Source organism: Tsukamurella ocularis, from assembly GCF_965138335.1.
In the GTDB taxonomy this organism is placed as follows: domain Bacteria; phylum Actinomycetota; class Actinomycetes; order Mycobacteriales; family Mycobacteriaceae; genus Tsukamurella; species Tsukamurella ocularis_A.
Window position 1 is genome coordinate 75,620 of the sequence record NZ_CBCSDV010000012.1, and the last position, 22,799, is coordinate 98,418.

A 22,799-nucleotide genomic window follows, 5' to 3' on the forward strand; every position below is an offset into this window, starting at 1 on the left:
ACTACGCTGGGCGCCATGGCGTCTGACATCGTCCCGATCGAACTCGGCCTCACCGACGGCCCGGTGCACACCCTGTGGGCACCGCGGTGGCGTGACGGGGAGGACGAATGGGAGGCCTTCCTGGGCCTGGACGAGGATCTGTACGGCTTCTCGTCGGTCGCCGAGCTGGTCGCCTTCGCCCGCAGCGGCAAGCCGAACGACCTCGACGACCACCCGGCCTGGGAGGCGCTCACCACCCTGCCGGCGGAGGCCTTCGTCCCGCGTGACGACCGCAGATTCGACCTGATCTCGGTGCCGGAGCTGGCCGCCGAGGAGCCCACGCCCGAGGTGATCGCCGAGCTGGAGGACACCCTCGAGATCGTCGGCCTCATCGGCGAGGTCTGCGAGTTGATCGATGTCACCAAGTTCTTCAACGGCAATCCCGTGCTCGGCACCGTGCGCATCGGCACGCGCAACTTCGAGGGCCGCGAGGGCGCCGAGATGTGGCACAAGGTCGGCCAGATCATCAGCCGCAAGTGGGACGACGTGATCGACGCGATCGAGGGCGTCGTCAGCGCGCCGAAGGTGTCCGCCACCCTCACGGAGGCCGCCGAGCAGGAGCTCGCGGAGGCCGAGGAGAAGGCCGCCGCGCTGGCCGCCGATGCCGCGGATCTGGACGACGACGACCTCGACGACGACCTCGATGACGTGCCCGGTCTCGACACCGACGACCTGGACGAGGACGACGACGAGTACGAGGGCGACGACGCGGACGCCGACGACGGGGTGGCGCTCGCGAAGAGCGCCGAGGAGGAGTTCGAGGACGAGGAGGACGACTCCTTCTGGGGGCAGGTCGGCATCGACCCGATCAAGATCATCACCTCGACCGGCGAGTACTACACGCTGCGCTGCTACCTCGACGACAACCCGGTCTTCCTGGGCCGCAAGGGCAAGATCTACGTCTTCGACTCCGAGGGCGCCCTGGCGCGGTACCTCGCGGACGACAACGACACCGACCTCTCGGCCGTCTCCACCTACGACGAGGTGCGGGTGGCGGCGACCGACGGTTCGCTCGAGATCGAGGTCTACGACGACAACGTCTACGTGCTGCCCGGCATCGGCGAGGACATCGCCGACGGCCCGCGGCGCATCGACCGCGACCAGCTGGATCTCGCCGTCGAGCTGCTCCTGGATTCGGCCGATTTCGCCGACGACGCCTCGGTGCGCGACGCACTGCGCCCCACCACCCCGCTGGGCTTCTTCGTCTCCTACGCGCTCGATCCCCAGCCGCGCCGGCTCGCGCCGTCGGGCCCGTTCGACAACGAGGCCGAGGCGTGGCGCGCACTCGAGCACGACTTCGAGGACCGGCTCACCTCCAAGTGACCCGGCCCCGCGGCGNCGCCGNGGGGGGCACCGCCCCGCGGGGCGGTGCGGGGTATCAGCCGATCAGCACGGCGAAGCCGGGCTTGATCACGTCGTCGATGATCGCGAGCCGCTCGTCGAAGGGCAGGAACGCCGATTTCATCGCGTTGATGGTGAACCGCTGCAGGTCGCTCCAGCCGTAGCCGAAGGTCTCCACCAGCTTGAGCATCTCGGCGCTCATGGTGGTGTCGCTCATCAACCTGTTGTCCGTGTTCACCGTGACACGGAAGCGCAACTGTGCCAACAGGTTGAACGGGTGCTCCGCCATCGAGGCGACAGCGCCGGTCTGGACGTTCGAGCTCGGGCACAGCTCCAGCGGGATGCGCGCGTCCCGCACCCGCGCGGCGACCCGGCCGAGGACCGCGCCGGAGAAGTCGGCGTCGGCGGGCTCGACGCCGGTGATGTCGTCCACGATCCGCACGCCGTGCCCCAGTCGGTCGCAGCCGCAGAAGGCCAGCGCCTCGTGGATCGACGGCAGGCCGAACGCCTCGCCGGCGTGAATGGTGAAGGGCGCGGAATGATCCCGCATGTATTCGAAGGCGTCGAGGTGGCGGCTGGGCGGGAAGCCGGCCTCCGCGCCGGCGATGTCGAAGCCGACCGCGCCGCGGTCGCGCCAGCGGACCGTCAGCTCCGCGATCTCCCGGGACCGCGCCGCGTGCCGCATGGCGGTCACCAGGCACCGCACCACGATCGGCCGGCCGGCGGTGCGCGCCGCGGACTCGCCCGAGGCGAAGCCGGCGAGCACGGCCTCCATCACCTCGTCGAGCGACAGTCCGCCCTGCAGGTGCTGCTCGGGCGCGAACCGCACCTCGGCGTAGACCACGCCGTCGGCGGCGAGGTCCTCCGCGCACTCGCGCGCCACGCGGGCGAGCGCCCCGGCCGTCTGCATCACGCCGACGGTGTGCTCGAAGGTCTCGAGGTACTTCACCAGCGATCCCGAGTCGGCGGCGTCGCGGAACCACGCGGCGAGCTCGGGCTCCGTCGAGGCCGGCAGCGCGTCGTATCCGGTCTCGGCGGCGAGCTCGAGGACGGTGGCGGGCCGCAGCCCGCCGTCGAGGTGGTCGTGCAGCAGCACCTTGGGCGCGCGGCGCAGGGCCTGCAGATCGATGGGGGTCGGGCCAACGGGATTCGCCATAGGGTCAACGTACCGGCTACCGGCGCGTAACACCGTCGGCGCGCTACCGCTCCGTCAGATACGTGAGGATCGCGCGGACGCGGCGGTTGCCCTCCTCGGGCGGCAGGTCCAGCTTGGCGAAGATGTTCGCGACGTGCTTGGCGACCGCCGCGTCCGAGACCACCAGCGCCGCAGCGATCTCGGCGTTCCCGCGGCCCTCCGCCATGAGGGCGAGCACCTCGCCCTCGCGGGGCGTGAGCCGGTCGAGCACCGTCGGGGTGAACATCTTGGCGACGACCTCGGGATCGACCACCACTCCCCCGCCGGCGACGGTGTCCAGCGCGCGGAGGAAGTCGTCGACCCGACCGACCCGCTCCTTGAGCAGGTAACCGACGCCGCCGCCGGACTCCAGCAGCCGCCGCGCGTACGCGGCCGCGACGTACTGCGACAGCACGAGTACGGGCAGGTCCGTCCTCCCGGCGCGCAGATCGAGCGCCGCCCGGAGCCCGTCGTCCCCGTGGCCCGGCGGCATCCGCACGTCCGTCACCACCAGGTCGACCGCGGCGGGATCGACGGCGCGCAGGGCGTCGGCGTCGCCGAGCAGGCCCACGACCTCGTGGCCGGCCCGCTCGACGATCCGCTGCAGCCCCTCGGCCAACAGCACGGCATCCTCAGCGATCACGATCCGCACTTCTGCCGGCCGCCTTCCGTCCGCACGTGTCCACTCCTGCGCTCACCGCTGCGCCTGGCTCGCAGACTACGACACCGCCTTCGCCCAGTAGAGCGTGGTCGGTCCTCCGGGAGGGCTGAGGATGGTGAGCGTCGCGCCGATCGCCTCGGCCCGTTCGACGAGGCCGGCGAGGCCCGTGCCCCGCGCGGGGTCCGCACCCCCGGCACCGTCGTCCATGACGGTCATGGAGACCCCGAGCACGCCCGCCGCGAAGGTGATCCACACCTGCTGCGCCCCGCCGTGCTTGATCGCGTTGGTGACGCCCTCACTCGCCGTGTAGTACATGGCCTGTTCGATATCGGCGGGCAACCGGCGGCCGGGTGTCCAGCCCTCGCCGGCGATGACGTCGACCCGGATCGCGCCGCCGAGCTCGGCGCACGCGGCCTCGACGCCGGCGTCGTCGAGCACCTGCGGGTGCACGCCGCGGACGGTGTCGCGCAGGCCCGCCATGGCGCGCTCGAGCCGGGTCTGCGCCTCGACGACCTGGGCGCGCACCGCGTCGTCGGTCTCGGCGGAGAGGCTCTGCTGGAGCTCGCCGAGCTGCAGCGACAGGCTCGCGAGGTCCTGTTGCGGGCCGTCGTGCAGGTTGCGCTCGATCCGGCGGCGCTCCCCCTCGAAGGAGTGCACCAGCACGCCGCGGGAGGCCTCGAGCGTGGTGACGCGACGCTGCAGCTCCTCCTCGGTGGGGCCGAGCAGCAGGCGTGCGGTGGCGGCCTGCGCCACCGAGACGGCGTAGGTGATGTACAGGCCCACAGCGCAGATCACCGCGCCGATCGCGCCCCAGACCGCGCGGCCGACGATGCCGTCGACCGCCGCGCCCATGACGTTGACCTCGTCGGAGAGGATCGGACCGAGCAGGAGCCCGCCGCCGACGGTCCAGCCGATCACCGCTCCCAGGAACACGATCGGGGTCAACACCGCGAGCAGCAACGAGTAGGCGACCTCGCGCCACGTGGCCCGCTCGCCGAGCCGCGCCCCCGCGCGGGCGGACAGGTTCCCGGCGACGGGCGGGTGCGGATCGCCGATGGCCGGATCCCCGAGCCAGGTGACCCGCAGGCGCTCCAGCTTCGCCAACCCGTACGACCACGCGGGCGCGAAGGGCAGCAGCACCACCACCACGTAGAGGAAGAAGAGCGCCCACCCCACGAGCATCGATCCGGCGAAGTACGCGAGGCCGCGCCACGGCGCGGAGGTCGTGAGGAAGTGCAGTGGCTCGCGCAGCGGTGCGACGAGCGCGCCGCGCTCGGGGTCGCGCTGCACCGGGGACGGGGTCACGTGATCGATCATGCCGTAGACGCTAGGCCCGCGACGCCCGCCGGTCCCTGGCCCCAGCGGGAGAATCCGGGGTGGTGCCAGCACTACCCCCGGGCCGCTAGCGTGGTCGTATGCGCATCGCGATCCTCGACGACTTCCAGGACGTCTCCCGCCGGTACGGGGACTTCTCCGGGCTCGACGTCACCGTGTTCACCGAGCCGCTCACCGACGTCGCCGCCCAGCTGGCGGAGTTCGACGGGGTGGTCGCCATGCGCGAGCGCACCCGCTTCCCCGCGGACGTGCTCCGGTCGCTGCCCCGGCTGCGGCTGGTCGTGTCGACGGGCCGACGCAACGCGGCGATCGATCTCGCCGCGGCCTCCGAGCTGGGGATCACGGTGTGCCACACCGGCTACCGGCCCGCCGCGGCCGCCGAGCACACGTGGGCCCTGATCCTCGCGGCACTGCGCCACGTACCGGTCGAGGACGCGAACATCCGGTCCGGGCGCTGGCAGAGCACCGTCGGGAAGGAGCTGTCCGAGAGCACGATCGGCATCGTCGGCCTCGGTGGCCTCGGGCGGCGCGTCGCGCGGGTCGCGACGGCCTTCGGCGCGGAGGTGATCGCGTGGTCCAGCAACCTCGACGCCGAGCGGGCGGCCGAGGCCGGCGCCACCGCGGTGAGCAAGGACGAGCTCTTCGCGCGCGCCGACGTGGTCACCATCCACTACGTGCTGTCCGAGCGCTCGCGCGGCATCGTCGGTGCCGCCGACATCGCCCGGATGCGGCCGGGCGCGCTCCTGGTCAACACGTCCCGCGCGGGCGTCCTCGACACCCCGGCGGCCGCGGAGGCGGCCCGCCGCGGCGACATCCGGCTCGCACTCGACGTCTTCGACGAGGAGCCGCTGCGCGCGGACGATCCGATACGCGACCTGCCGAACTCGGTGCTCACGGGCCACGTCGGCTACGTCACCGAGCAGCAGTACCGGCTGTTCTACGGCGACGCGGCCGAGGACGTCCGCGCGTATCTCGCGGGCGCCCCCGTCCGCGTCATGAATCCCTCGACGGACGTCTCCTAGACGGTCACGCGGTCCAGCACCAGCGAGCCGCGGGGCGCGGCGGCGGCGCCGATCACGGCGGCTCCGTCGAGCGCGGCGACGGCGCCGTCGAACTTCTCCGGGGTGTCGGTGTGCAGCGTGAACAGCGGCTCCCCGGCGGTGACGGTGTCGCCCACACCGGCGTGCCAGGTGACACCCGCCCCGGCCTGCACCGGCTCGCCCTGCCGTTCGCGGCCCGCGCCCAGGCGCCAGGCGGCGATGCCGACGCCCATGGCGTCGAGCTCGGTGAGCACGCCCGAGGCGGGCGCGGCGACGGTGCGCGTGTGCTGCGCGACGGGCAGCGGCGCATCGGGGTCGCCGCCCTGCGCCGCGATCATCGCCTTCCAGCTGTCCATCGCCTTCCCGTTGGCGAGGTGCTCGGCGGGGTCGTCGTCGACGCCCGCGAGGGCGAGCATCTCCCGCGCGAGGGCGAGCGTCAGCTCGACCACGTCCGACGGTCCGCCACCGGCCAGGACCTCGAGCGACTCCGCGACCTCGAGGCCGTTGCCGGCGCTGCGGCCGAGCGGGGTGGACATGTCCGTCAGCAGCGCGACGGTGTCCACGCCGGAGTCGTGGCCGAGGGCGACCATGGTCTCGGCGAGTTCGCGCGCCTGCGCCGCGGTCTTCATGAAGGCGCCCTTGCCGACCTTCACGTCGAGCACGAGCGAGGCCGTCCCCTCGGCGATCTTCTTGCTCATGATCGAACTGGCGATGAGCGGGATGGCCTCGACGGTGCTGGTGACGTCGCGCAGGGCGTAGAGCTTCTTATCGGCCGGCGCGAGGCCCGAACCGGCCGCGCAGATCACGCCGCCGACCTTCTCGAGCTGGTCGAACATCTGCGCGTTCGTCAGGTCGGCGCGCCAGCCGGGGATCGCCTCCAGCTTGTCGAGGGTGCCGCCGGTGTGGCCGAGGCCGCGCCCCGAGAGCTGCGGCACGGCGACGCCGTAGGACGCCACGAGCGGGGTCAGCGGCAGGGTGATCTTGTCGCCCACGCCGCCGGTGGAGTGCTTGTCGGTCGTCGCGAGCGGCCGGCCGTCGCGGCGCAGTCCGGAGAAGTCCATGCGCTCGCCGCTGGCGATCATCGCCGCGGTCCAGCGCGCGATCTCGCGGCGGTCCATCCCGTTGAGGAAGATCGCCATCGCGAGCGCCGACATCTGGTAGTCGGCCACCTCGCCGCTGGTGAACCTGTCGATCACCCAGTCGATCTGGCCGTCGGACAGGGCCTTGCCGTCGCGCTTGGCGGCGATGACGGAAACGGCGTCGAACACATCGGTCATCGGATTACCTCATCCATGTCGTCGGGCCCGAAGGCGTCGGGCAGCAGCCGGCTCAGCGGCATCGGGCCGGAGCGGTGGTCGATCAGGAGCTCGCCGCCGCCGTGTTCGTAGAGCAACTGCCGGCAGCGCCCGCAGGGCAGCAGGACGTCGCCGTTGGCGTTGGTGCACGTGAAGGCGAGCAGGCGCCCGCCGCCCGTGGCGTGGAGCGCGCCCACGAGGCCGCATTCCGCGCAGAGGGTCAGTCCGTATGAGACATTCTCCACATTGCATCCGGACACGACGCGACCGTCGTCGGTCACGGCGGCCGCCCCCACGGGGTACTTCGAATAGGGCGCGTAGGCGCGCCCCATGGCGTCGACGGCGGTGCGCCGCAATGCCTCCCAGTCGATGTCGGGCACAGCCGATCACTCCCTTCCGGAGGCTTGTTGATTCCGGGTCAATTTCGGTCAGGCAAACCTAACTAAATCTGTTCGGCCCCAACACATCGGGACCGTGGTTTCGATTCCACATTCCGGTGGGTTTAAGGTCAAGGCGTGGGTTCAGGTATACGTCGCGATCGGCGCCGGCGCGAGGGCTCAGCCCTTCCGTCGACCGAGGTCCGGCCGTATCCAAGAAACGATGTCGAAGGCAGGACTCGATGAGCAGTAGTACCGAGGTGGCGGCCGCCGAGGAGCCGCGCCGCGTCTCCCTCTACAAGGGCGATCCGGGCATGTTGAACTGGGTGCTGCACCGCATCAGCGGCGTCACCATCTTCTTCTTCCTGTTCGTCCACGTCCTCGACACGGCGGTCATCCGCATCGACCCCGAGGCGTACGACGCGATCATCAAGACGTACAAGACGCCGATCATCGGCCTGCTCGAGATCGGCCTCGTCATGGCCATTCTCTTCCACGCCCTCAACGGCGTCCGCGTGATCCTCGTGGACTTCTGGAGCAAGGGCGTGCAGTACCAGAAGGCGATGTCCATCGCGGTCTGGGCCGTCTTCCTCATCACCGGCGCGGGCATGGCAGCGCGTCTCCTCTACATCATGATCTCGCACGCCTAGGGGGACGAAGAGATATGACTACCGCGAACGAACCCAAGCTCGCCAAGACGCTGCTCAAGCAGTACGACCGCCCCGCCTCGCTCGACAACCCGCGCTCGCCGCACCGTCCGGCGTCCGGCAACTTCGAGAAGTACGCCTGGCTGTTCATGCGCTTCTCGGGCATCGCCCTCCTGGTGCTCGTCTTCGGGCACGTCTTCATCATGCTCGCGCTGGACAGCCAGGGCGTGCACCGGATCAGCGCCGCCTTCGTCGCGCAGCGCTGGGCCAGCCCCTTCTGGCAGATCTGGGACATCACGATGCTGTGGCTCGCGCAGCTGCACGGCGGCAACGGCCTGCGCGTGATCATCGACGACTACGCCCGCAAGGACCGCACGCGGTTCTGGCTCAAGACCCTGCTCGTGCTGTCGATGATCCTCGTGGTCGGCCTCGGCTCGTACGCGCTCCTCTCGTTCGAACCGGCCTCCGTGCCCACCGCCCAGTAACGGCCAGGAAGGACTCACCCGCATCATGCAGGAACATCGTTACGACGTGGTGATCATCGGCGCCGGCGGCGCCGGTATGCGCGCGGCCATCGAGGCCGGGCCGCGTGCCCGCACCGCGGTGCTCACCAAGCTCTACCCCACCCGCTCCCACACCGGCGCGGCGCAGGGCGGCATGTGCGCCTCCCTCGCCAACGTCGAGGAGGACAACTGGGAGTGGCACACCTTCGACACGGTCAAGGGCGGCGACTACATCGTCGACCAGGACGCCGCGGAGATCATGGCCAAGGAGGCCATCGACGCGGTGCTCGATCTGGAGAAGATGGGCCTGCCCTTCAACCGCACCCCGGAGGGCAAGATCGACCAGCGCCGCTTCGGCGGCCACACCCGCGACCACGGCAAGGCGCCCGTGCGCCGCGCCTGCTACGCCGCGGACCGCACCGGCCACATGATCCTGCAGACGCTGTACCAGAACTGCGTCAAGCACGACGTGGAGTTCTTCAACGAGTTCTACGTGCTCGACATCGCGCTGACGGAGACCGAGGACGGCCCCGTCGCGACCGGTGCCGTCGCCTACGAGCTGGCCACCGGCGAGATCCACGTCTTCCACGCGAAGGCGATCATCTTCGCCACCGGCGGCTCGGGCCGCATGTACAAGACCACCTCCAACGCCCACACCCTCACCGGTGACGGCATGGGCATCGTCTTCCGCAAGGGCCTGCCCCTGGAGGACATGGAGTTCCACCAGTTCCACCCGACGGGCCTCGCGGGCCTGGGCATCCTCATCACCGAGGGCGTCCGCGGCGAGGGCGGCATCCTGCGCAACGTCGACGGCGAGCGCTTCATGGAGCGCTACGCCCCCACCATCAAGGACCTCGCGCCGCGCGACATCGTCGCCCGCTCGATGGTGCTCGAGGTGCTCGAGGGCCGCGGCGCCGGCCCGAACAAGGACTACGTGCTCCTGGATGTCACGCACATCCCGGAGGAGACCCTGATGGCCAAGCTGCCGGACATCATGGAGTTCTCGCGCACCTACCTCGGCGTCGACCCCGTCACCGAGCTGGTGCCCGTCTACCCCACGTGCCACTACGTCATGGGCGGCATCCCCACCAACATCCACGGTGAGGTGCTGCGCGACAACGACAACGTGGTCCCCGGCCTGTACGCGGCCGGCGAGTGCGCCTGCGTCTCGGTGCACGGCGCCAACCGCCTGGGCACCAACTCGCTGCTCGACATCAACGTCTTCGGCCGCCGCTCCGGCATCGCCGCGGCCGAGTACGCCAAGACCCACGACTTCGTGCCGCTCCCCGAGAACCCCTCGGAGATGGTCGAGAACTGGGTCGCCGCGATGCTCAGCGACCACGGCAACGAGAACGTCATGGCGATCCGCACCGAGCTGCAGCAGACGATGGACAACAACGCCGCCGTCTTCCGCACCGAGAAGACCCTCACGCAGGCCCTCGATGACGTCCGCGCCCTCAAGAAGCGCTACGAGCACGTGACCGTCACCGACAAGGGCACGCGCTTCAACAGCGACCTGCTCGAGGCCATCGAGCTGGGCTTCCTGCTCGAGCTGGCCGAGGTCACCGTCGTCGGCGCCCTCAACCGCAAGGAGACCCGCGGCGGCCACGCCCGCGAGGACTACCCGAACCGCGACGACGAGAACTTCATGGTGCACACCATGGCGTACAAGGAGGGCGAGGGCCTGGAGTCCGGGATCCGTCTCGACACCAAGCCCGTCGTGCAGACCCGCTACGAGCCGATGGAGCGTAAGTACTGATGACCGCCGCAGTTGACACCCCCGCGTCCGTGCAGCCGCCCGTTCCGCCCGGCTCCACCATGGTCACGATCAAGGTCTACCGGTTCAACCCGGAGGACCCGGACGCGGCCGGCTGGCAGAGCTACCGCGTCCCGGCGCTCCCCTCGGACCGCTTCCTGAACCTGCTCCTGTACATCAAGGGCTACCTGGACGGCACCCTGACCTTCCGCCGCTCCTGCGCCCACGGCGTGTGCGGCTCGGACGCCATGCGCATCAACGGCGTCAACCGCCTCGCCTGCAAGATGCTGATGAAGGACTTCCTGCAGGAGGGCAAGGACATCACCATCACGGTCGAGCCGATCCGCGGCCTGCCGGTGGAGAAGGACCTCGTCGTCGACATGGAGCCCTTCTTCGACGCCTTCCGCGCCGTGAAGCCCTTCCTGATGACCTCGGGCAACGAGCCGACCCGCGAGCGCATCCAGTCCCCCACGGACCGCGAGCGCTTCGACGACACCACCAAGTGCATCCTCTGCGCCTGCTGCACCACCAGCTGCCCGGTGTACTGGATGGACGGCTCGTACTTCGGCCCCGCGGCGATCGTGAACGCGCACCGCTTCATCTTCGACAGCCGCGACGAGGGCGCCGCCGAGCGCCTCGAGATCCTCAACGGCGTCGACGGCGTGTGGCGCTGCCGCACCACTTTCAACTGCACCGACGCGTGCCCCCGCGGCATCCAGGTGACGAAGGCCATCCAGGAGGTCAAGCGCGCCCTCCTGTTCAGCCGCTAGAACCTTTACTGCAGCCCGGAAACGCCCCGGACCTCACCCGAGGTCCGGGGCTTTTCTCATGTCGCACCACGGTGACACCACGCACTGTCACACCCCACCTCGGACTTAACAGCGTTAGCCCAGGCGGCCACCTGGGAAAACATCTGCATCCAACGCTGTTAAGTCACGCAAGGCGACAGGGCAACAACAGCCGAGCCTTGACGTGACACCACAGTGGTGTCATAGTTGACGCCATGGACATCACGCCCTTCGTCACCGACCTCCAGCGCCAGCTGATCGCCGCCGCCGAGCGCGACTTCGACGACGCCGGCGACAACGGGGTGGACGACGCCCGCGCCAGCGCGGAGCGCCTCGCCTCCGGCCTCGATGCCGCGACCCGGCTGGTGCTGCTCGACGCCCTGTCCGCCGCCGCCGCCGAGATCACCCGCGATCTGGTGCCGGGCTCCGTGGACCTGCGGTTGCGCGGCCGCGACGTCGAATTCGTCGTCGCCGCCGCGCGTGCAGAGGCGGAAGACGAGGCCACGACGTCCACCGGGGTCGACTTCGATGACACCAGCACCTCGCGGACCACGCTCCGCCTGCCCGACGCGCTCAAGACCCAGGTCGACGAGGCCGCGGCAGCGGAGGGCGTCTCCGTGAACACCTGGCTCGTGCGGGCCGTCGCGGCCGCGCTCGCCCCCCGCAAGCGGCGGACCGCGCAGCGCGCCCTCCGCACCGGCGACGACTTCGCCGGCTGGGCCCGCTGACCCGCAGCACCTCCCGAACACCCACTCCATCCCCACAACCGAACAGCCCCACAGCCGAACAGCCCGACGAGAACCCCGCGCCCCCGCGGGGTCGGCCGAGCACACCCTCGAAAGGTTCCGCCATGCCCGTCTTCCCCNCCCCCGAGCCCATCGACCTCGCGATCAATCTCCAGGCCGGCGACATCGACGTGATCGCGAGCGACCGCACCGACACCGTCGTCACCGTCTCCCCCAGTTCGCCCACCAAGCCGGCGGACGTGCGCGGCGCGGAGGCCACCCGCGTCGAGTTCGACGGTGCCCGGCTCACCGTGGTCGGCCCCAAGCCGAAGTTCGGTCTCCAGAGCCTCATCGGCGCGACCGAATCGGTCGACGTCAGGGTCGAACTGCCGGCCGGCTCGCGGTTCACCGCCGAGAGCGCCGTCGGCGGCGTCCGCACCGAGGGCCGCCTCGCCGCCACCCGGATCAAGGCGACGACCGGCTCCGTCGAGCTGGAGACGACCGGCGACCTGTGGCTGCGCGCCGGGCACGGGAACGCCACCGCCGGCACTGTGGACGGCTCGGCGGAGATCACCGCCGACCACGGCCAGATCCGCATCGACTCGATCGCCGGCGACGCCCTGCTCAAGGCCTCCCACGGCGGCATCCGCATCGGCGAGACGCACGGCGGCGTCGAGGCGAACCTGTCCTACGGCGACCTCGACATCGACCGCGCCACCGCGTCGGTCGCGGCCAAGACCGCCTACGGCGCCATCACCCTGGGCGACGTCTCCGGCGGTGTCATCGACCTCGAGAGCAGCTACGGCAAGCTCACCGTCGGTGTGGCGGAGGGCGTTCCGGCCTGGCTCGACCTGTCCTCCAAGGAGGGGCGGGTCCGCAATCACCTCGACGAGAGCCTCCCCGATTCCATCACCGGCGACCACGTCGCCGTCCGCGCCCGGGCCAAGTTCGGCGACATCGACATCCGGCGCGCTCGCTGAGCGCACACCCCCACCAGGAGAACACCATGACCATGACCACCACCGCGGCCATCGAGGTCCGCGGGATCGAGAAGTCCTACGGCGACCTGCCCGTGTTGCGCGGCGTCGACTTCGACGTGGTGCCGGGCAGCATCTTCGCCCTGCTCGGCGCGAACGGCGCGGGCAAGACCACGCTGGTCCGCATCCTGTCCACGCTGCTGCGCCCCGATGCCGGCACCGCCGTCGTGCACGGCTACGACGTGACCGCCGAGGCCCAGCAGGTCCGCGAATCCATCAGCCTCACCGGCCAGTTCGCGGCGGTCGACGAGATCCTCACCGGCCGGGAGAACCTGGTGCTAGTGGCGCGCCTGCGGCACCAGCGCGACCCCGGCGCCGTGGCCGACGAGCTCCTGCACCGGTTCCGCCTCACCGACGCCGGCGGGCGGAAGGTCGCCACCTACTCCGGCGGCATGCGCCGCCGCCTCGACATCGCCATGAGCCTGATCGGTGACCCCGCGGTGATCTTCCTCGACGAGCCCACCACCGGGCTCGACCCCGAGGCCCGGATCGACGTGTGGGACGTCGTGAAAGAGCTGGCGGCCCAGGGCACGACGGTGCTGCTCACCACGCAGTACCTGGAGGAGGCGGAGCAGCTCGCCGATCGGATCGCGATCCTGCGCGACGGGCGGATCATCGCGAACGGCACCCTCGCCGAGCTCAAGCGGATGCTGCCCGCGGCGAAGGTCGAGTACGTCGAGAAGCAGCCCACGCTCGAGGAGATCTTCCTCGCGCTCACCGGCACCCGTTCCGATTCCCCCACCACCGAGGACCGATCATGACCACCTACGCCGTCTCCGATACCGGTGCCCTCCTGGGCCGTTCGCTCAAGCACATCACCCGCAGCGTCGACACGATCGTCACCACCGCGATCACCCCGATCGCCATGATGCTCCTGTTCGTCTACGTCTTCGGCGGGGCGATCAAGGGCAGCACCGGCGATGCGAACTACGTGAACTACCTGCTCCCCGGAATCCTGTTGATGGCCATCGCCTCCGGCATCGCGTACACCGCGCTGCGGCTGTTCAACGACATGCAGGGCGGCATCTTCGAGCGCTTCCAGTCCATGCCGATCGCGCGGTCGTCGGTGCTGTGGGCGCACGTCCTCACGTCGATGGTGGCCAACGCGATCACCGTGGTGATCATCATCGGCGTGGGGCTGATCATGGGTTTCCGCTCGTCGGCGGGCCGCTCGCCTGGCTCGGCGTCGCCGGGATCCTCGCGCTGTTCACCCTGGCGCTCACGTGGATCGCGGTGGCCGTGGGCCTGACGGCGAAGTCGGTCGACGGCGCGACGGGGTTCTCCTACCCGCTGATCTTCCTGCCGTTCATCAGCTCGGCCTTCGTCCCCACCGACACAATGCCCGGACCGGTCCGCGCCTTCGCCGAGAATCAGCCGGTGACGTCGATCGTGAACACGATCTCCGCGCTGCTGGCCGAGCGTCCCGTCGACAGCGGCGATCTCGTCTCCGCTCTCGCGTGGTGCACGGGCATCCTGGTGCTCGCGTACGGCGGCGCGATGCTCGCCTATCGTCGCCGGATCAGCTGAGCCGCAGCGCCACCGCTCACCGCCGACCCCGTCCTCGGGGCCGGCGGTGAGCGGTGTCAGGCGTCGACGGTCGCGGCGGTCTTCTGGTGCGTCGGGGTCGCGAAGAACTGCACGACGACGAAGGCGACCACGAGCGCCGCGGCGGGCAGCAGGATCGTCGACCCCATGGCGTCGGCGAACGGACCGCGGAGGATCCCCGGCAGGGCGCCCGTCGTCATCGCACCGCCACCGCTCGCCGCGTGGCCGGTCGCGGCGGTGAACTTCTCCTCGATCTGGTGCTGCATGAGCACACCGACCGCAGCGCTGCCCAGCACGGCGCCGACCTGCCGGGTCATGTTGTAGACGCCCGAGCCCGCGCCGGCGAGCTGCAGCGGCAGGTTCCGGTTCGCGGTGGCCGCCAGCGGGCCCCAGATGAAGGCGTTGCCCACGCCCATGAGCGCGATCGGGGCCAGGATGCCGATGACCGGCGTGGTGTCGTGCGCGACGAAGGCCAGCCAGAACAGGGCCGCCGCGTTGGCGGCGAAGCCGAACCCGGTGAGGTACTTGGGGTGCACCTTGTCGGCGAGCTTGCCCGACGGTGCCGCCAGCGCGCCGGAGATCACGGCGAGCGGGATGAGCAGCAGCGCCGAGCGGGTGGGCGTGAGCCCCATCGACTTCTGCGCGAACAACATGAGCGGGATCGACATGCCCGTCACCGAGAAGCCCATGCACGCGATCGCCGCGTTCGCGAGCGAGAAGTTCCGGTCCTTGAACAGGCTCAGCGACATCAGCGGCTCCGCGGCCCTGCTCTGCCACCAGACGAAGACGACGAGCAGGATCAGGCCGCCGAGGATCATCGTCCAGATGCCGGCCGACCAGTCCTCCTTCTGCCCCTCCTGCAGGCCGAAGGTCAGCAGGAACAGGCCGAGGGCGCTGAGCACGATGCCGGGGACGTCCAGCTTGTGCTTGTGCGTGGGCAGGTTCGGCACCAGGATCACCGCGGCGATGAAGGCCGCGATGCCCACGGGCACGTTGACGAAGAAGACCCACTCCCAGCCGAGCCGGTCCACCAGCACGCCGCCGGCCAGCGGGCCGACGAGGATCGCGACGCCGGCGACGGAGCCCCAGAGCGCCATCGCGGTGCCGCGCTTGTTCGCCGGGAAGGTCCGGGTGATGACGGCCATCGTCTGGGGCGTCATCAGGGCCGCGCCGAGTCCCTGGACGACGCGGGCGGCGATCAGCATGCCGATCGATCCCGAGAGCCCGCACCACGCCGACGACAGGGTGAAGATCGTCAGGCCGACGAGGTAGAGACGTTTGGGACCGTACATGTCGCCGAGACGCCCGGCGAGCAGCAGCGGGACCACGTACGCCAGCAGGTAGCCGCTGGTCACCCAGATGACGCCGTTGAGATCGGAGCCCTTGGTGAGGTCGATCCAGATCGCGTCGGTCGCGACCGAGACGATCGTCGAGTCCACGAGGATCATGAAGAAGCCCACGACCAGCGCCCACAGGGCGGGCCAGGGGCGATAACCCGACGGCAGGCCGGGCAGGGCGCCCGGGTCGTACTGTTTCGCGGTGGTGGCGTCATTCGTCATGACAGGTCGCCTTCCATTCCAGGGTCTCGTCGTCGAGTCGTTCGACGGTGCGCCGCAGCCAATCGGCCTCGGCGGTGCGCATCGCGATGAGGTAGTCCAGGTCGAGCAGGTGCATTTCGGCCGCGTGGCCGAGCGCGCGGGCGTGCCCCTCGCGCATCGCGGCAGTGTCGGCCTCGAGGTGGCGCAGGCGCGCGGCGAGCAGGCCGCGCACTCGGTCGCGATCCAGGTTGTGGGCCTCGGAGACGGCGAGAGGGAAGCTCGGGTACTCCTGGGCGGGCTCGGCCAGCAGGGCCGCGAGGGTGTCCTGCAGTCGCTCCCGGCCCGATGCGGTGATGGCGTAGGTGGTGCGTTCGGGCCGGTTGCCGTCGCGCTCCGTGGCCACGTCGACGACCATGCCGTCCTCGGCCAGCCGGTTCACCGCGTGGTAGAGCGAGCCGGCGCGGAGCTTGACCACGAGGTCCTCGCGCCGCTCGGTCATCGTCGTGAACATCTCGTAGGGGTGCATGTCCCGCTCGGTGAGCAGGGCCAGCGCCGCGATCGCCAGCGGCGTCAGTGCCCGTTCCCGCGCCATGTCCCACCTCCGATCGCACGCTCGTCGGTCACGCTACGCGGCGAATACTCCAGATGGAATATTCGGTTCGGACGAATTCGCCCGAAGCGGGACGAACCGCCGTGTGACACCGCTCACATCAGTGCGGGGTGAGCGTCACCAGCGGGATCGGGCGGTCGACGGTCGCCTGGAAGGCCGCGAGATCGGGGTTGTCCGCGAGCGCCCACGCGGCGAACTCCACGTACTCCTCCCCTCGAGCGCGCGGGCCGTGGCGGCGACGGCGCGCGCGCCGATCTCGACGGTGACCTCCGGGTTCTTCCGCACGTTGTGCCACCACGCCGGGTACGCCTTCTCGATGAACGAGCTGACGTACATCTGCTCACCGCGGTACAGGGGGCCCAGCGGGACGGTGTGCGAGCGGCCGGAGCGCGCTCCCGTGCTGGTCAGCAGGATCATCGCGCCGCCCTCGTAAGCGCCGCCGACGATCCCGCCGTTGGCCCGGAACTCGGCGATCACGTTCGCGTTCCAGTCGCCGATGGTCTCCTCGGTCAGCGTGTTCCAGGGCATCTCCGGGTCGCTGTAGGAGCCCGGCTCCGGTGTCGTCTCAGTCATACCCACGAGTCTCGCGGGTATTGGTGTCAGTTCTCGTCCGCAATGAGGCCGGAAATGCGCCACGCTCGCGCCGCCGAGGGCTTCTTCCCGCACGACATCATCCGGGGCGGCAGGTCCTCGGCGGTCACGGTCACCGTCCACACCCGCCCGTCCTCGTGCCGAACGGTGACGGTGCCGGCACCGTCGGATCCGGTGCGCAGGACGTCGGGCCCGACGGGGCCGAGGAGCTCGCGGACGGCGACCTCGGCGGCCTGCTCGGCGGGCGGGATCGACGACCGGCCCCGCAGCCCGGCCGTCGCGACGACGCCGGCGCGCGCGGCGGCGAGGGCCTCCTCGGCCTGCGCGACCGTGACCCGGCCGTAGGTGTGGCCGGCGGGCAGCACGATGACGACGGGCGCGAACCGATGCCCGCCCGTGTGCGAGCACTCCCACACCACCGGCTCGGCGTAGCGGCCGGCGAGCGACGTCGCGATGGGTCGCCCGAGCACGGCGCAGCACACGTCGCGCTTGCCGTTGGTGCACACCAGGGCGATGGGCCCGGCGGGCTCGCCCGCGGACGGGTCGTCGAGGGGCAGGTCCGGGATGTCCGCGTAGTCGGCGACGGTGAACATCCGCAGCGTCGTCTCCCCCGGCACGGAATTCGCCACGAGGACCCGCATCCGCCCGCGGACGCCCCCGGCCCGGCCCGGCCGCCGGACCAGCAGCACCCGTAGGCCGCGCTCGTCGGCGAATCGGTCGATCGCCCGGCCGACGTCCGGCGCGAAGGTCTCCCCCGAGAACGGGTCACGGCCCCAGCCGGACTCGTTCTCGATGCACAGCCAGCCGGTCTCGGTGGTCGCGGTGCCGGGGAGCGGCTCGTCGGTGAAACTCGAACAACGCTCCGTCATTCCGCCACCGTAGCCGACTACGATGAGCGCGATGATCGCGCGCACTCTGACCGCCGCGGGCCGGGTCCTCGCGACCGCCGGCCTGGTCCTCGTCCTCGCCGCCGCGGACGCCGCGACGCCGGGCCCCGCNNCGNCGCCGACGCCCGGCCCCGCGGCGAAGACCCTGGTGACCGACGCCTGCCCGCACAAGCAGGTCCCGCCGCCCGCCGTGGACGCCTCCGAGGTCCCGAAGCCCGGGCAGCCGACCCCCACCCCGCTCGCCGTGCCGGACCCGCCGGTCGGCGGCGGGAAGCTGAGCGGGTGCGGGCTCGTCCTGCCCGACGGTGCGCCGCCCGTCCCGCCCGGCATCGACTCGGCGGGCTGGCTCATCGCGGACGCGACGGACGGCACCGTCGTCGCGGCGAAGGACCCGCACGGGCGGTACCGGCCCGCGAGCACGATCAAGGTGCTCCTCGCGCAGGTCGTGCTGCGCGATCTCGACCTCGGCACGGTGGTCGAGGGTACGGCGGAGGACGCGGCGCAGGAGGGGAACGGCGCGGGCGTGAACGTCGGCGGCCGGTACACCGTGGAGCAGCTGCTGGAGGGGCTCCTCCTGGCATCCGGCAACGATGCGGCGCACGCGCTCGCCCGGCAGCTCGGCGGGGTCGACGCCACGCTGACGAAGATGAACGCGCTGGCGGCGTCCCTCGGCGCCCGCGACACGCGGACGGCATCGCCGTCCGGCCTCGACGGGCCCGGCATGAGCTCGAGCCCGTACGACATGGCGCTCATCCTCCGCGCCGCGCTGCGCGACGACCGGTTCGTGCGGATCGCCGCGACGCCGCAGGTCACCTTCCCCGGCCACCCGCCCGTGCCGACCACCGCGNCGTCGNCGCCGCCCCCGCCGGGGCAGAGCCCGCCGCCCGCGCCGACCTCCGTGGCGCCGTACCCGATCGTCAACGAGAACCGGCTGCTCACCGACTTCCCGGGCGCTGTCGCAGGTAAGAACGGTTACACCGACGATGCGAAGAAGACCTTCGTCGGCGCGGTCGACCGGGACGGTCACCGCTACGTCATCGTCCAGATGTTCGGCCTGTCGCAGACCGGCAACACCTACTGGGACCAGTACCGGCGCCTCCTCGAATACGGCGTCGCGCTGCGCGGGAAGTCCGTGGGCACGCTGGTCGAGGCCGACGGCTCCGCGCACCGGCCGGAGCAGGGAGCCGAGCAGGGGCAGCCGGACGTCGTGGTCGAGAGCGGACCGTCGGGCATGGCGGGCGGGACCCGGCTACTGATCGGCGTCGGCGGCCTCGGCCTGATCGCCGTCCTGGTGGGCGCCGCGATGCGCACCAACCGGGGTCGCTGAGCGGTGGCCGCCCCCGTCAGCGCCGCCGCCGTCCCGGACAAGGGGCTGCGCTCGAATTCGCTGGGCCTCCTGAGCAACATGGCGATCGGCCTGTCGTCGACGGCGCCCGCGTACAGCCTCGCTGCGACGCTCGGCGGCGTCGTCGGGCACGTCCAGGGCAAGGCGCCCGCGATGTTCGTCGTCGCCTTCCTCCCCATGCTCATGGTGGCCGTCGCGTACAAGGAACTGGCCTCGGACACGCCCGACGCCGGGACCACCTTCACCTGGGGCAGTAGGGCGTTCGGTCCGTGGATCGGCTGGATGGGCGGCTGGGGCCTCGCGGTCTCGGCGATCATCTGCCTGGCCAACGTCGCCGAGATCTCCGCGGCCTACCTGCTGCGCTTCGCGGGCCTCGATGCACTCGCCGACGACCGCCTGGCGGTGGTGGGCTTCGGGTGCGCGCTCATCGTCGCGATGACCTGGGTGTCGTACCGCGGGATCGTCGTCTCGGAGCGAATGCAGAACGTGCTCATGTCGATCCAGTTCGTCGTCCTCGCCGTCGCGGCGGGGGCAGCCCTGTGGGCGGTGTACCGGGGCACCGCCGGGCCGCAGGCCGTGCGGCCGAGCTGGGACTGGTTGGACCCGACGGGCCTGAGCGCCTCACAGGTCGCGGCCGCCGTGATCCTGTGCATCTTCCTGTACTGGGGGTGGGACGCGTGCCTCGCGGTCGGCGAGGAGACGAAGGACTCGTCCTCCACCCCCGGCCGCGCCGCAGTGCTCGCGACCGTCGTACTCATGGGCACGTACGTGCTCGTCGCGGTTGCCGTGCAGTCCTATTCGGGCTTCGGCGCGACCGGCCTCGGGCTGGGGAACACCGACAACCACGACGACGTGCTCACCGTGCTCGGTCGCCCCGTCGGAGGCGCGGCGCTCGCGGGCCTCCTCGTGCTCACGGTCGCGCTGTCGGCGCTCTCCTCCACCCAGTCGACGGTGCTGCCCACGGCGCGAGGGACCCTCGCGATGGCGATCTACAAGGCCGTGCCGGAACGCTTCGCGCGGGTGCACCCGAAGTACCTGACGCCCTCGTTCGGCACCGTCGTGATGGGCGCGTCGGCCCTCGCCTTCTACCTGACGCTGGCGCTGCTGAGCCGCAACACCCTAGAGGACTCGATCAGCTCGCTGGGGCTCGCCGTGGCCTTCTACTACGCGATCACGGCCTTCGCCTGCGCCTGGTACTTCCGCCGCACGCTGCGCCGGTCGGTGCGGAACCTGGTGCTGCGCCTCGTCCTGCCCGTGCTCGGCGGGATCGCGATGATCTGGGCCTTCGTGCAGAGCGCGGTCGACATGATCGCGCCCGACTACGGACAGACGGTGATCGGCGGCATCGGCGGGGTCTTCGTGATCGGCATCGGCATGCTGGTGCTGGGACTGCCGCTGATGATCGCGTGCGCCGTGACCCGCCCCGCCTTCTTCCGCGGGCGGACGTTGCCGCGCGCGACCGCCGCCGAGGACGCCTGAGCCGGGCGCGTCAGCGCTTGCGGCGCAACAGGGATCCGAGGCCGAGCCCCGCGACGAGGCCCGCGGCGCCCGCGATCGCGGTCCGGCCCGCGTCGGGCTCCGAGCGGACCACGGGAGAGATCACCACGGGCTCCGGGGCGGCCGGGATCACGTAGCGCTGGTTGCGGGGATCCGTGGCGGCCCAGGCGGTCGCGAACAGCACGATCCGCGCGGTGAAGTAGATGAACAGCATGATGCCGAGGATCGGGCCGAAGGTGGCGCCGGCCGGGCCCTTCATCGCGCTGCCGATGAGCAGGGTGGCCAGCTGCGTGAGGATCATGAAGGCGACGGCGGCCATCAGCCCCGCGCGGGTGGCGTTGCGCCACGGGAACTGCACCCGGGGCAGGCGCGCGATCACGAAGGTCCACAGCACCCACAGCGCGAGGAGCGTGACCAGCAGGGTCGCGCCGGAGATCACGAAGTGCAGGCCGGGCATGTCGTCCAGCCCAGCCGCCTTGAGCAGCGTGCCCGTGAGGGGGCTGCTGCCCGCGGCCATCAGCGCGATGCAGGCCACGAGCGCGACGAACAGGCCCGCGAGCGCGCCCAGGTCGGCGAACTTGGTCTTGACGAAGTTCTGCTCCGGCACCTCGCTGTCCCACATCTCGGTGAGGCCCGCACGGACGTTGGCCATCCAGCCGAGGCCGGCCCACAGCCCGCCGGCGAGGCCCACGATGCCGACGGTCCCGCGGGAGGCGATGGCCTGGTCGATCAGGTCGCTCACCGACGTGCGGAGGCTCTCCTCGCTGATCACGGTGTTGATCTGGTTCTTGATCTCCGCGAGCAGCTCGGCGTCGTTGATGAGGATGTAGCCGCCGATGGCGAAGGCCACCATGATCAGCGGGAACAACGCGAACACGCTGAAGTACGTGATCCCGGCGCCGAAGTAGTCGCCCTTCTTGTCCTGGTACCGCATGGCGGCCGCCATGATGTGGTCGAACCACGGCCATTTGTCGCGGTACTTCTGGAGCATGTCGAGACGTCCTCCTGCAGTTCGCTACTGCACATCGGCTAGGGCGCCAGGAACCCTACCCTGTCGTAGACGTCGGCGAGGGTGCGGGACGCGATCTCGCGCGCCCGTTCGCGGCCCGAGGTCAACACCTTGTCCAGCTCGGCACGGTCGTCGAGGTAGCCCTGAACCCGGCCCCGCAGCGGCGTGGCGAAGTCGACGAGGACGTCGGCGACCTGCGTCTTGAGGTCGCCGTAGCCCTTGCCCTCGTAGGCGCGCTCCAGCTCCGGGATCGGGGTGCCGGTGAAGGCCGATTCGATGGTCAGCAGGTTGGAGACGCCCGGCTTGGCCTCGCGGTCGAACCGGATCTCCCGCTCGGTATCGGTGACCGCCGACTTGACCCGCTTCGCGATCACCTTCGGATCGTCGAGGATGCTGATCAGCCCCGCGTCGGACTCCGCCGACTTGCTCATCTTGGCGGTGGGGTTCTGCAGGTCGTAGATCTTCGCGGTGTCGCCGACGATGTACGCCTCGGGCACCACGAAGGTCTTCTTGAAGCGGGTGTTGAAGCGCTGCGCCAGGTTCCGGGTGAGCTCGAGGTGCTGCCGCTGGTCCTCGCCCACGGGCACGAGCTGCGGGCGGTAGAGCAGGATGTCGGCCGCCATGAGGATCGGGTAGGTGAACAGGCCCACCGAGGAGCTGTCGGTCCCGTTCTTCGCCGACTTGTCCTTGAACTGCGTCATGCGGCTGGCCTCGCCGAAGCCGGTGATGCAGCTGAGCACCCAGGTCAGTTCGGCGTGCTCAGGGATCTGGGACTGCACGAACATCGTCGAGCGGGCCGGGTCCACCCCCAGCGCCAGCAGCTGCGCCGCGGCGAAGACCGTGCGCTCGCGCAGCGCCTTCGGATCGTGCGGCGTGGTGATGCCGTGCATGTTCGGGATGAAGTAGAAGGTCTCGAACTCGTCCTGCAGCTGCACCCACTGCCGCACCGCGCCCAGATAGTTGCCGAGATGGAACGAGTCCGAGGTCGGCTGGATGCCCGACAGCGCGCGCTGTCGCTTCGCGGGGGTGGGGGCGGTTTCCGTCACGGGGAACGAGTCT

Annotated in this window: 21 protein-coding genes and 3 pseudogenes; 13 read left to right on the forward strand and 11 right to left on the reverse strand. The window is 70.7% G+C overall.

Features of this window, described 5'->3' with window-relative positions:
• The first annotated feature begins 15 nt into the window (after positions 1-15).
• Positions 16-1,362 (forward strand): primosomal protein, encoded by a 1,347-nt coding sequence (locus tag ACNAYW_RS12795; RefSeq protein ID WP_415850079.1) that lies wholly within the window; start codon positions 16-18, stop codon positions 1,360-1,362.
• 55 nt (positions 1,363-1,417) lie between these two features.
• Here ACNAYW_RS12795 and ACNAYW_RS12800 read toward each other — a convergent pair whose 3' ends face one another.
• The 3 genes from ACNAYW_RS12800 to ACNAYW_RS12810 all read right to left on the reverse strand — a co-directional run bounded on the left by ACNAYW_RS12800 (position 1,418) and on the right by ACNAYW_RS12810 (position 4,532).
• On the reverse strand, positions 1,418-2,536 hold the full coding sequence (locus ACNAYW_RS12800) for an adenosine deaminase (RefSeq protein ID WP_415850080.1): 1,119 nt from the start codon (positions 2,534-2,536) through the stop codon (positions 1,418-1,420).
• Positions 2,537-2,579: 43 nt separating this feature from the next.
• Positions 2,580-3,206: a response regulator gene (locus ACNAYW_RS12805; protein WP_415850081.1), complete on the reverse strand. Its 627-nt coding sequence runs from the start codon at positions 3,204-3,206 to the stop codon at positions 2,580-2,582.
• Between the two features lie 66 nt (positions 3,207-3,272).
• Positions 3,273-4,532 (reverse strand): sensor histidine kinase, encoded by a 1,260-nt coding sequence (locus ACNAYW_RS12810; RefSeq protein ID WP_415850082.1) that lies wholly within the window; start codon positions 4,530-4,532, stop codon positions 3,273-3,275.
• Positions 4,533-4,630: 98 nt separating this feature from the next.
• Here ACNAYW_RS12810 and ACNAYW_RS12815 point away from each other — a divergent pair, with 98 nt between their 5' ends.
• On the forward strand, positions 4,631-5,572 hold the full coding sequence (locus ACNAYW_RS12815) for a D-2-hydroxyacid dehydrogenase family protein (RefSeq protein WP_415850083.1): 942 nt from the start codon (positions 4,631-4,633) through the stop codon (positions 5,570-5,572).
• On the opposite strand, the gene ACNAYW_RS12820 is transcribed toward ACNAYW_RS12815, so the two are convergent.
• The gene (locus ACNAYW_RS12820; RefSeq protein WP_415850084.1) at positions 5,569-6,867 is read right to left on the reverse strand and encodes a thymidine phosphorylase; all 1,299 of its coding nucleotides are present in this window, start codon (positions 6,865-6,867) and stop codon (positions 5,569-5,571) included. The genes ACNAYW_RS12815 and ACNAYW_RS12820 overlap by 4 nt on opposite strands.
• Positions 6,864-7,265 carry a cytidine deaminase gene (locus ACNAYW_RS12825; protein ID WP_415850085.1) on the reverse strand — a complete coding sequence of 134 codons (402 nt, stop codon included), beginning with the start codon at positions 7,263-7,265 and terminating at the stop codon, positions 6,864-6,866. The genes ACNAYW_RS12820 and ACNAYW_RS12825 overlap by 4 nt, the downstream gene beginning before the upstream one ends.
• Before the next feature lie 239 nt (positions 7,266-7,504).
• Here ACNAYW_RS12825 and sdhC point away from each other — a divergent pair, with 239 nt between their 5' ends.
• From sdhC to ACNAYW_RS12865, 8 genes and pseudogenes are all read left to right on the forward strand, one after another.
• Positions 7,505-7,912 carry a succinate dehydrogenase, cytochrome b556 subunit gene (sdhC, locus tag ACNAYW_RS12830; RefSeq protein WP_146485560.1) on the forward strand — a complete coding sequence of 136 codons (408 nt, stop codon included), beginning with the start codon at positions 7,505-7,507 and terminating at the stop codon, positions 7,910-7,912.
• A 14-nt stretch (positions 7,913-7,926) separates the two neighbouring features.
• Positions 7,927-8,394 (forward strand): succinate dehydrogenase hydrophobic membrane anchor subunit, encoded by a 468-nt coding sequence (locus ACNAYW_RS12835; RefSeq protein WP_068522412.1) that lies wholly within the window; start codon positions 7,927-7,929, stop codon positions 8,392-8,394.
• 25 nt (positions 8,395-8,419) lie between these two features.
• Positions 8,420-10,171, forward strand: a complete 1,752-nt coding sequence (gene sdhA / locus ACNAYW_RS12840; RefSeq protein WP_415850086.1) for a succinate dehydrogenase flavoprotein subunit — start codon at positions 8,420-8,422, stop codon at positions 10,169-10,171.
• Complete coding sequence (locus ACNAYW_RS12845) at positions 10,171-10,938, forward strand: succinate dehydrogenase iron-sulfur subunit (protein WP_068528814.1); 768 nt, start codon at positions 10,171-10,173, stop codon at positions 10,936-10,938. Before sdhA ends, ACNAYW_RS12845 begins: the two co-directional genes overlap by 1 nt.
• A gap of 233 nt (positions 10,939-11,171) precedes the next feature.
• On the forward strand, positions 11,172-11,684 hold the full coding sequence (locus ACNAYW_RS12850) for a toxin-antitoxin system HicB family antitoxin (protein WP_415850087.1): 513 nt from the start codon (positions 11,172-11,174) through the stop codon (positions 11,682-11,684).
• A gap of 161 nt (positions 11,685-11,845) precedes the next feature.
• A complete protein-coding gene (locus ACNAYW_RS12855) occupies positions 11,846-12,661 on the forward strand; it encodes a DUF4097 family beta strand repeat-containing protein (RefSeq protein WP_415850123.1) in 816 nt (271 codons plus the stop codon).
• Positions 12,662-12,693: 32 nt separating this feature from the next.
• A complete protein-coding gene (locus ACNAYW_RS12860) occupies positions 12,694-13,479 on the forward strand; it encodes an ABC transporter ATP-binding protein (RefSeq protein ID WP_415850124.1) in 786 nt (261 codons plus the stop codon).
• A pseudogene (locus ACNAYW_RS12865) lies at positions 13,476-14,245 on the forward strand (ABC transporter permease). Before ACNAYW_RS12860 ends, ACNAYW_RS12865 begins: the two are co-directional and overlap by 4 nt.
• 56 nt (positions 14,246-14,301) lie before the next feature.
• On the opposite strand, the gene ACNAYW_RS12870 reads toward ACNAYW_RS12865, so the two are convergent.
• From ACNAYW_RS12870 to ACNAYW_RS12885, 4 genes are all read right to left on the reverse strand, one after another.
• The gene (locus ACNAYW_RS12870; protein ID WP_415850088.1) at positions 14,302-15,822 is read right to left on the reverse strand and encodes a DHA2 family efflux MFS transporter permease subunit; all 1,521 of its coding nucleotides are present in this window, start codon (positions 15,820-15,822) and stop codon (positions 14,302-14,304) included.
• Entirely contained in the window at positions 15,812-16,393 is a 582-nt protein-coding gene (locus tag ACNAYW_RS12875) for a PadR family transcriptional regulator (protein ID WP_415850089.1), read from the reverse strand. The genes ACNAYW_RS12870 and ACNAYW_RS12875 overlap by 11 nt, the downstream gene beginning before the upstream one ends.
• A gap of 135 nt (positions 16,394-16,528) precedes the next feature.
• A complete protein-coding gene (locus tag ACNAYW_RS12880) occupies positions 16,529-16,984 on the reverse strand; it encodes a nitroreductase/quinone reductase family protein (RefSeq protein ID WP_415850090.1) in 456 nt (151 codons plus the stop codon).
• A 26-nt stretch (positions 16,985-17,010) separates the two neighbouring features.
• The gene (locus tag ACNAYW_RS12885; protein WP_415850091.1) at positions 17,011-17,871 is read right to left on the reverse strand and encodes a sucrase ferredoxin; all 861 of its coding nucleotides are present in this window, start codon (positions 17,869-17,871) and stop codon (positions 17,011-17,013) included.
• Between the two features lie 134 nt (positions 17,872-18,005).
• On the opposite strand from ACNAYW_RS12885, the pseudogene ACNAYW_RS12890 reads away from it, so the two are divergent.
• The 3 genes and pseudogenes from ACNAYW_RS12890 to ACNAYW_RS12900 form a co-directional block, all read left to right on the forward strand.
• Positions 18,006-18,736: pseudogene (locus ACNAYW_RS12890) on the forward strand (D-alanyl-D-alanine carboxypeptidase family protein); the annotation flags it as partial.
• A gap of 7 nt (positions 18,737-18,743) precedes the next feature.
• Positions 18,744-19,216: pseudogene (locus tag ACNAYW_RS12895) on the forward strand (D-alanyl-D-alanine carboxypeptidase); the annotation flags it as partial.
• A gap of 3 nt (positions 19,217-19,219) precedes the next feature.
• On the forward strand, positions 19,220-20,713 hold the full coding sequence (locus ACNAYW_RS12900; protein ID WP_415850092.1) for an APC family permease: 1,494 nt from the start codon (positions 19,220-19,222) through the stop codon (positions 20,711-20,713).
• 10 nt (positions 20,714-20,723) lie between these two features.
• Here ACNAYW_RS12900 and yhjD read toward each other — a convergent pair whose 3' ends face one another.
• The gene (gene yhjD / locus ACNAYW_RS12905) at positions 20,724-21,722 is read right to left on the reverse strand and encodes an inner membrane protein YhjD (protein WP_415850093.1); all 999 of its coding nucleotides are present in this window, start codon (positions 21,720-21,722) and stop codon (positions 20,724-20,726) included.
• A 38-nt stretch (positions 21,723-21,760) separates the two neighbouring features.
• Positions 21,761-22,786, reverse strand: coding sequence for a tryptophan--tRNA ligase (gene trpS, locus ACNAYW_RS12910; protein ID WP_415850094.1), 1,026 nt, complete (start codon positions 22,784-22,786; stop codon positions 21,761-21,763).
• Positions 22,787-22,799: the final 13 nt, after the last annotated feature.

Bases quoted from the DNA above. Each gene is read 5' to 3' on its own strand.
- ACNAYW_RS12795 (WP_415850079.1), top strand. From the start codon at position 16: ATGGCGTCTGACATCGTCCCGATCGAACTCGGCCTCACCGACGGCCCG.
- ACNAYW_RS12800 (WP_415850080.1), bottom strand. From the start codon at position 2,536: ATGGCGAATCCCGTTGGCCCGACCCCCATCGATCTGCAGGCCCTGCGC.
- ACNAYW_RS12810 (WP_415850082.1), bottom strand. From the start codon at position 4,532: ATGATCGATCACGTGACCCCGTCCCCGGTGCAGCGCGACCCCGAGCGC.
- ACNAYW_RS12815 (WP_415850083.1), top strand. From the start codon at position 4,631: ATGCGCATCGCGATCCTCGACGACTTCCAGGACGTCTCCCGCCGGTAC.
- ACNAYW_RS12820 (WP_415850084.1), bottom strand. From the start codon at position 6,867: ATGACCGATGTGTTCGACGCCGTTTCCGTCATCGCCGCCAAGCGCGAC.
- sdhC (WP_146485560.1), top strand. From the start codon at position 7,505: ATGAGCAGTAGTACCGAGGTGGCGGCCGCCGAGGAGCCGCGCCGCGTC.
- ACNAYW_RS12835 (WP_068522412.1), top strand. From the start codon at position 7,927: ATGACTACCGCGAACGAACCCAAGCTCGCCAAGACGCTGCTCAAGCAG.
- sdhA (WP_415850086.1), top strand. From the start codon at position 8,420: ATGCAGGAACATCGTTACGACGTGGTGATCATCGGCGCCGGCGGCGCC.
- ACNAYW_RS12845 (WP_068528814.1), top strand. From the start codon at position 10,171: ATGACCGCCGCAGTTGACACCCCCGCGTCCGTGCAGCCGCCCGTTCCG.
- ACNAYW_RS12850 (WP_415850087.1), top strand. From the start codon at position 11,172: ATGGACATCACGCCCTTCGTCACCGACCTCCAGCGCCAGCTGATCGCC.
- ACNAYW_RS12860 (WP_415850124.1), top strand. From the start codon at position 12,694: ATGACCACCACCGCGGCCATCGAGGTCCGCGGGATCGAGAAGTCCTAC.
- ACNAYW_RS12870 (WP_415850088.1), bottom strand. From the start codon at position 15,822: ATGACGAATGACGCCACCACCGCGAAACAGTACGACCCGGGCGCCCTG.
- ACNAYW_RS12875 (WP_415850089.1), bottom strand. From the start codon at position 16,393: ATGGCGCGGGAACGGGCACTGACGCCGCTGGCGATCGCGGCGCTGGCC.
- ACNAYW_RS12880 (WP_415850090.1), bottom strand. From the start codon at position 16,984: ATGACTGAGACGACACCGGAGCCGGGCTCCTACAGCGACCCGGAGATG.
- ACNAYW_RS12885 (WP_415850091.1), bottom strand. From the start codon at position 17,871: ATGACGGAGCGTTGTTCGAGTTTCACCGACGAGCCGCTCCCCGGCACC.
- yhjD (WP_415850093.1), bottom strand. From the start codon at position 21,722: ATGCTCCAGAAGTACCGCGACAAATGGCCGTGGTTCGACCACATCATG.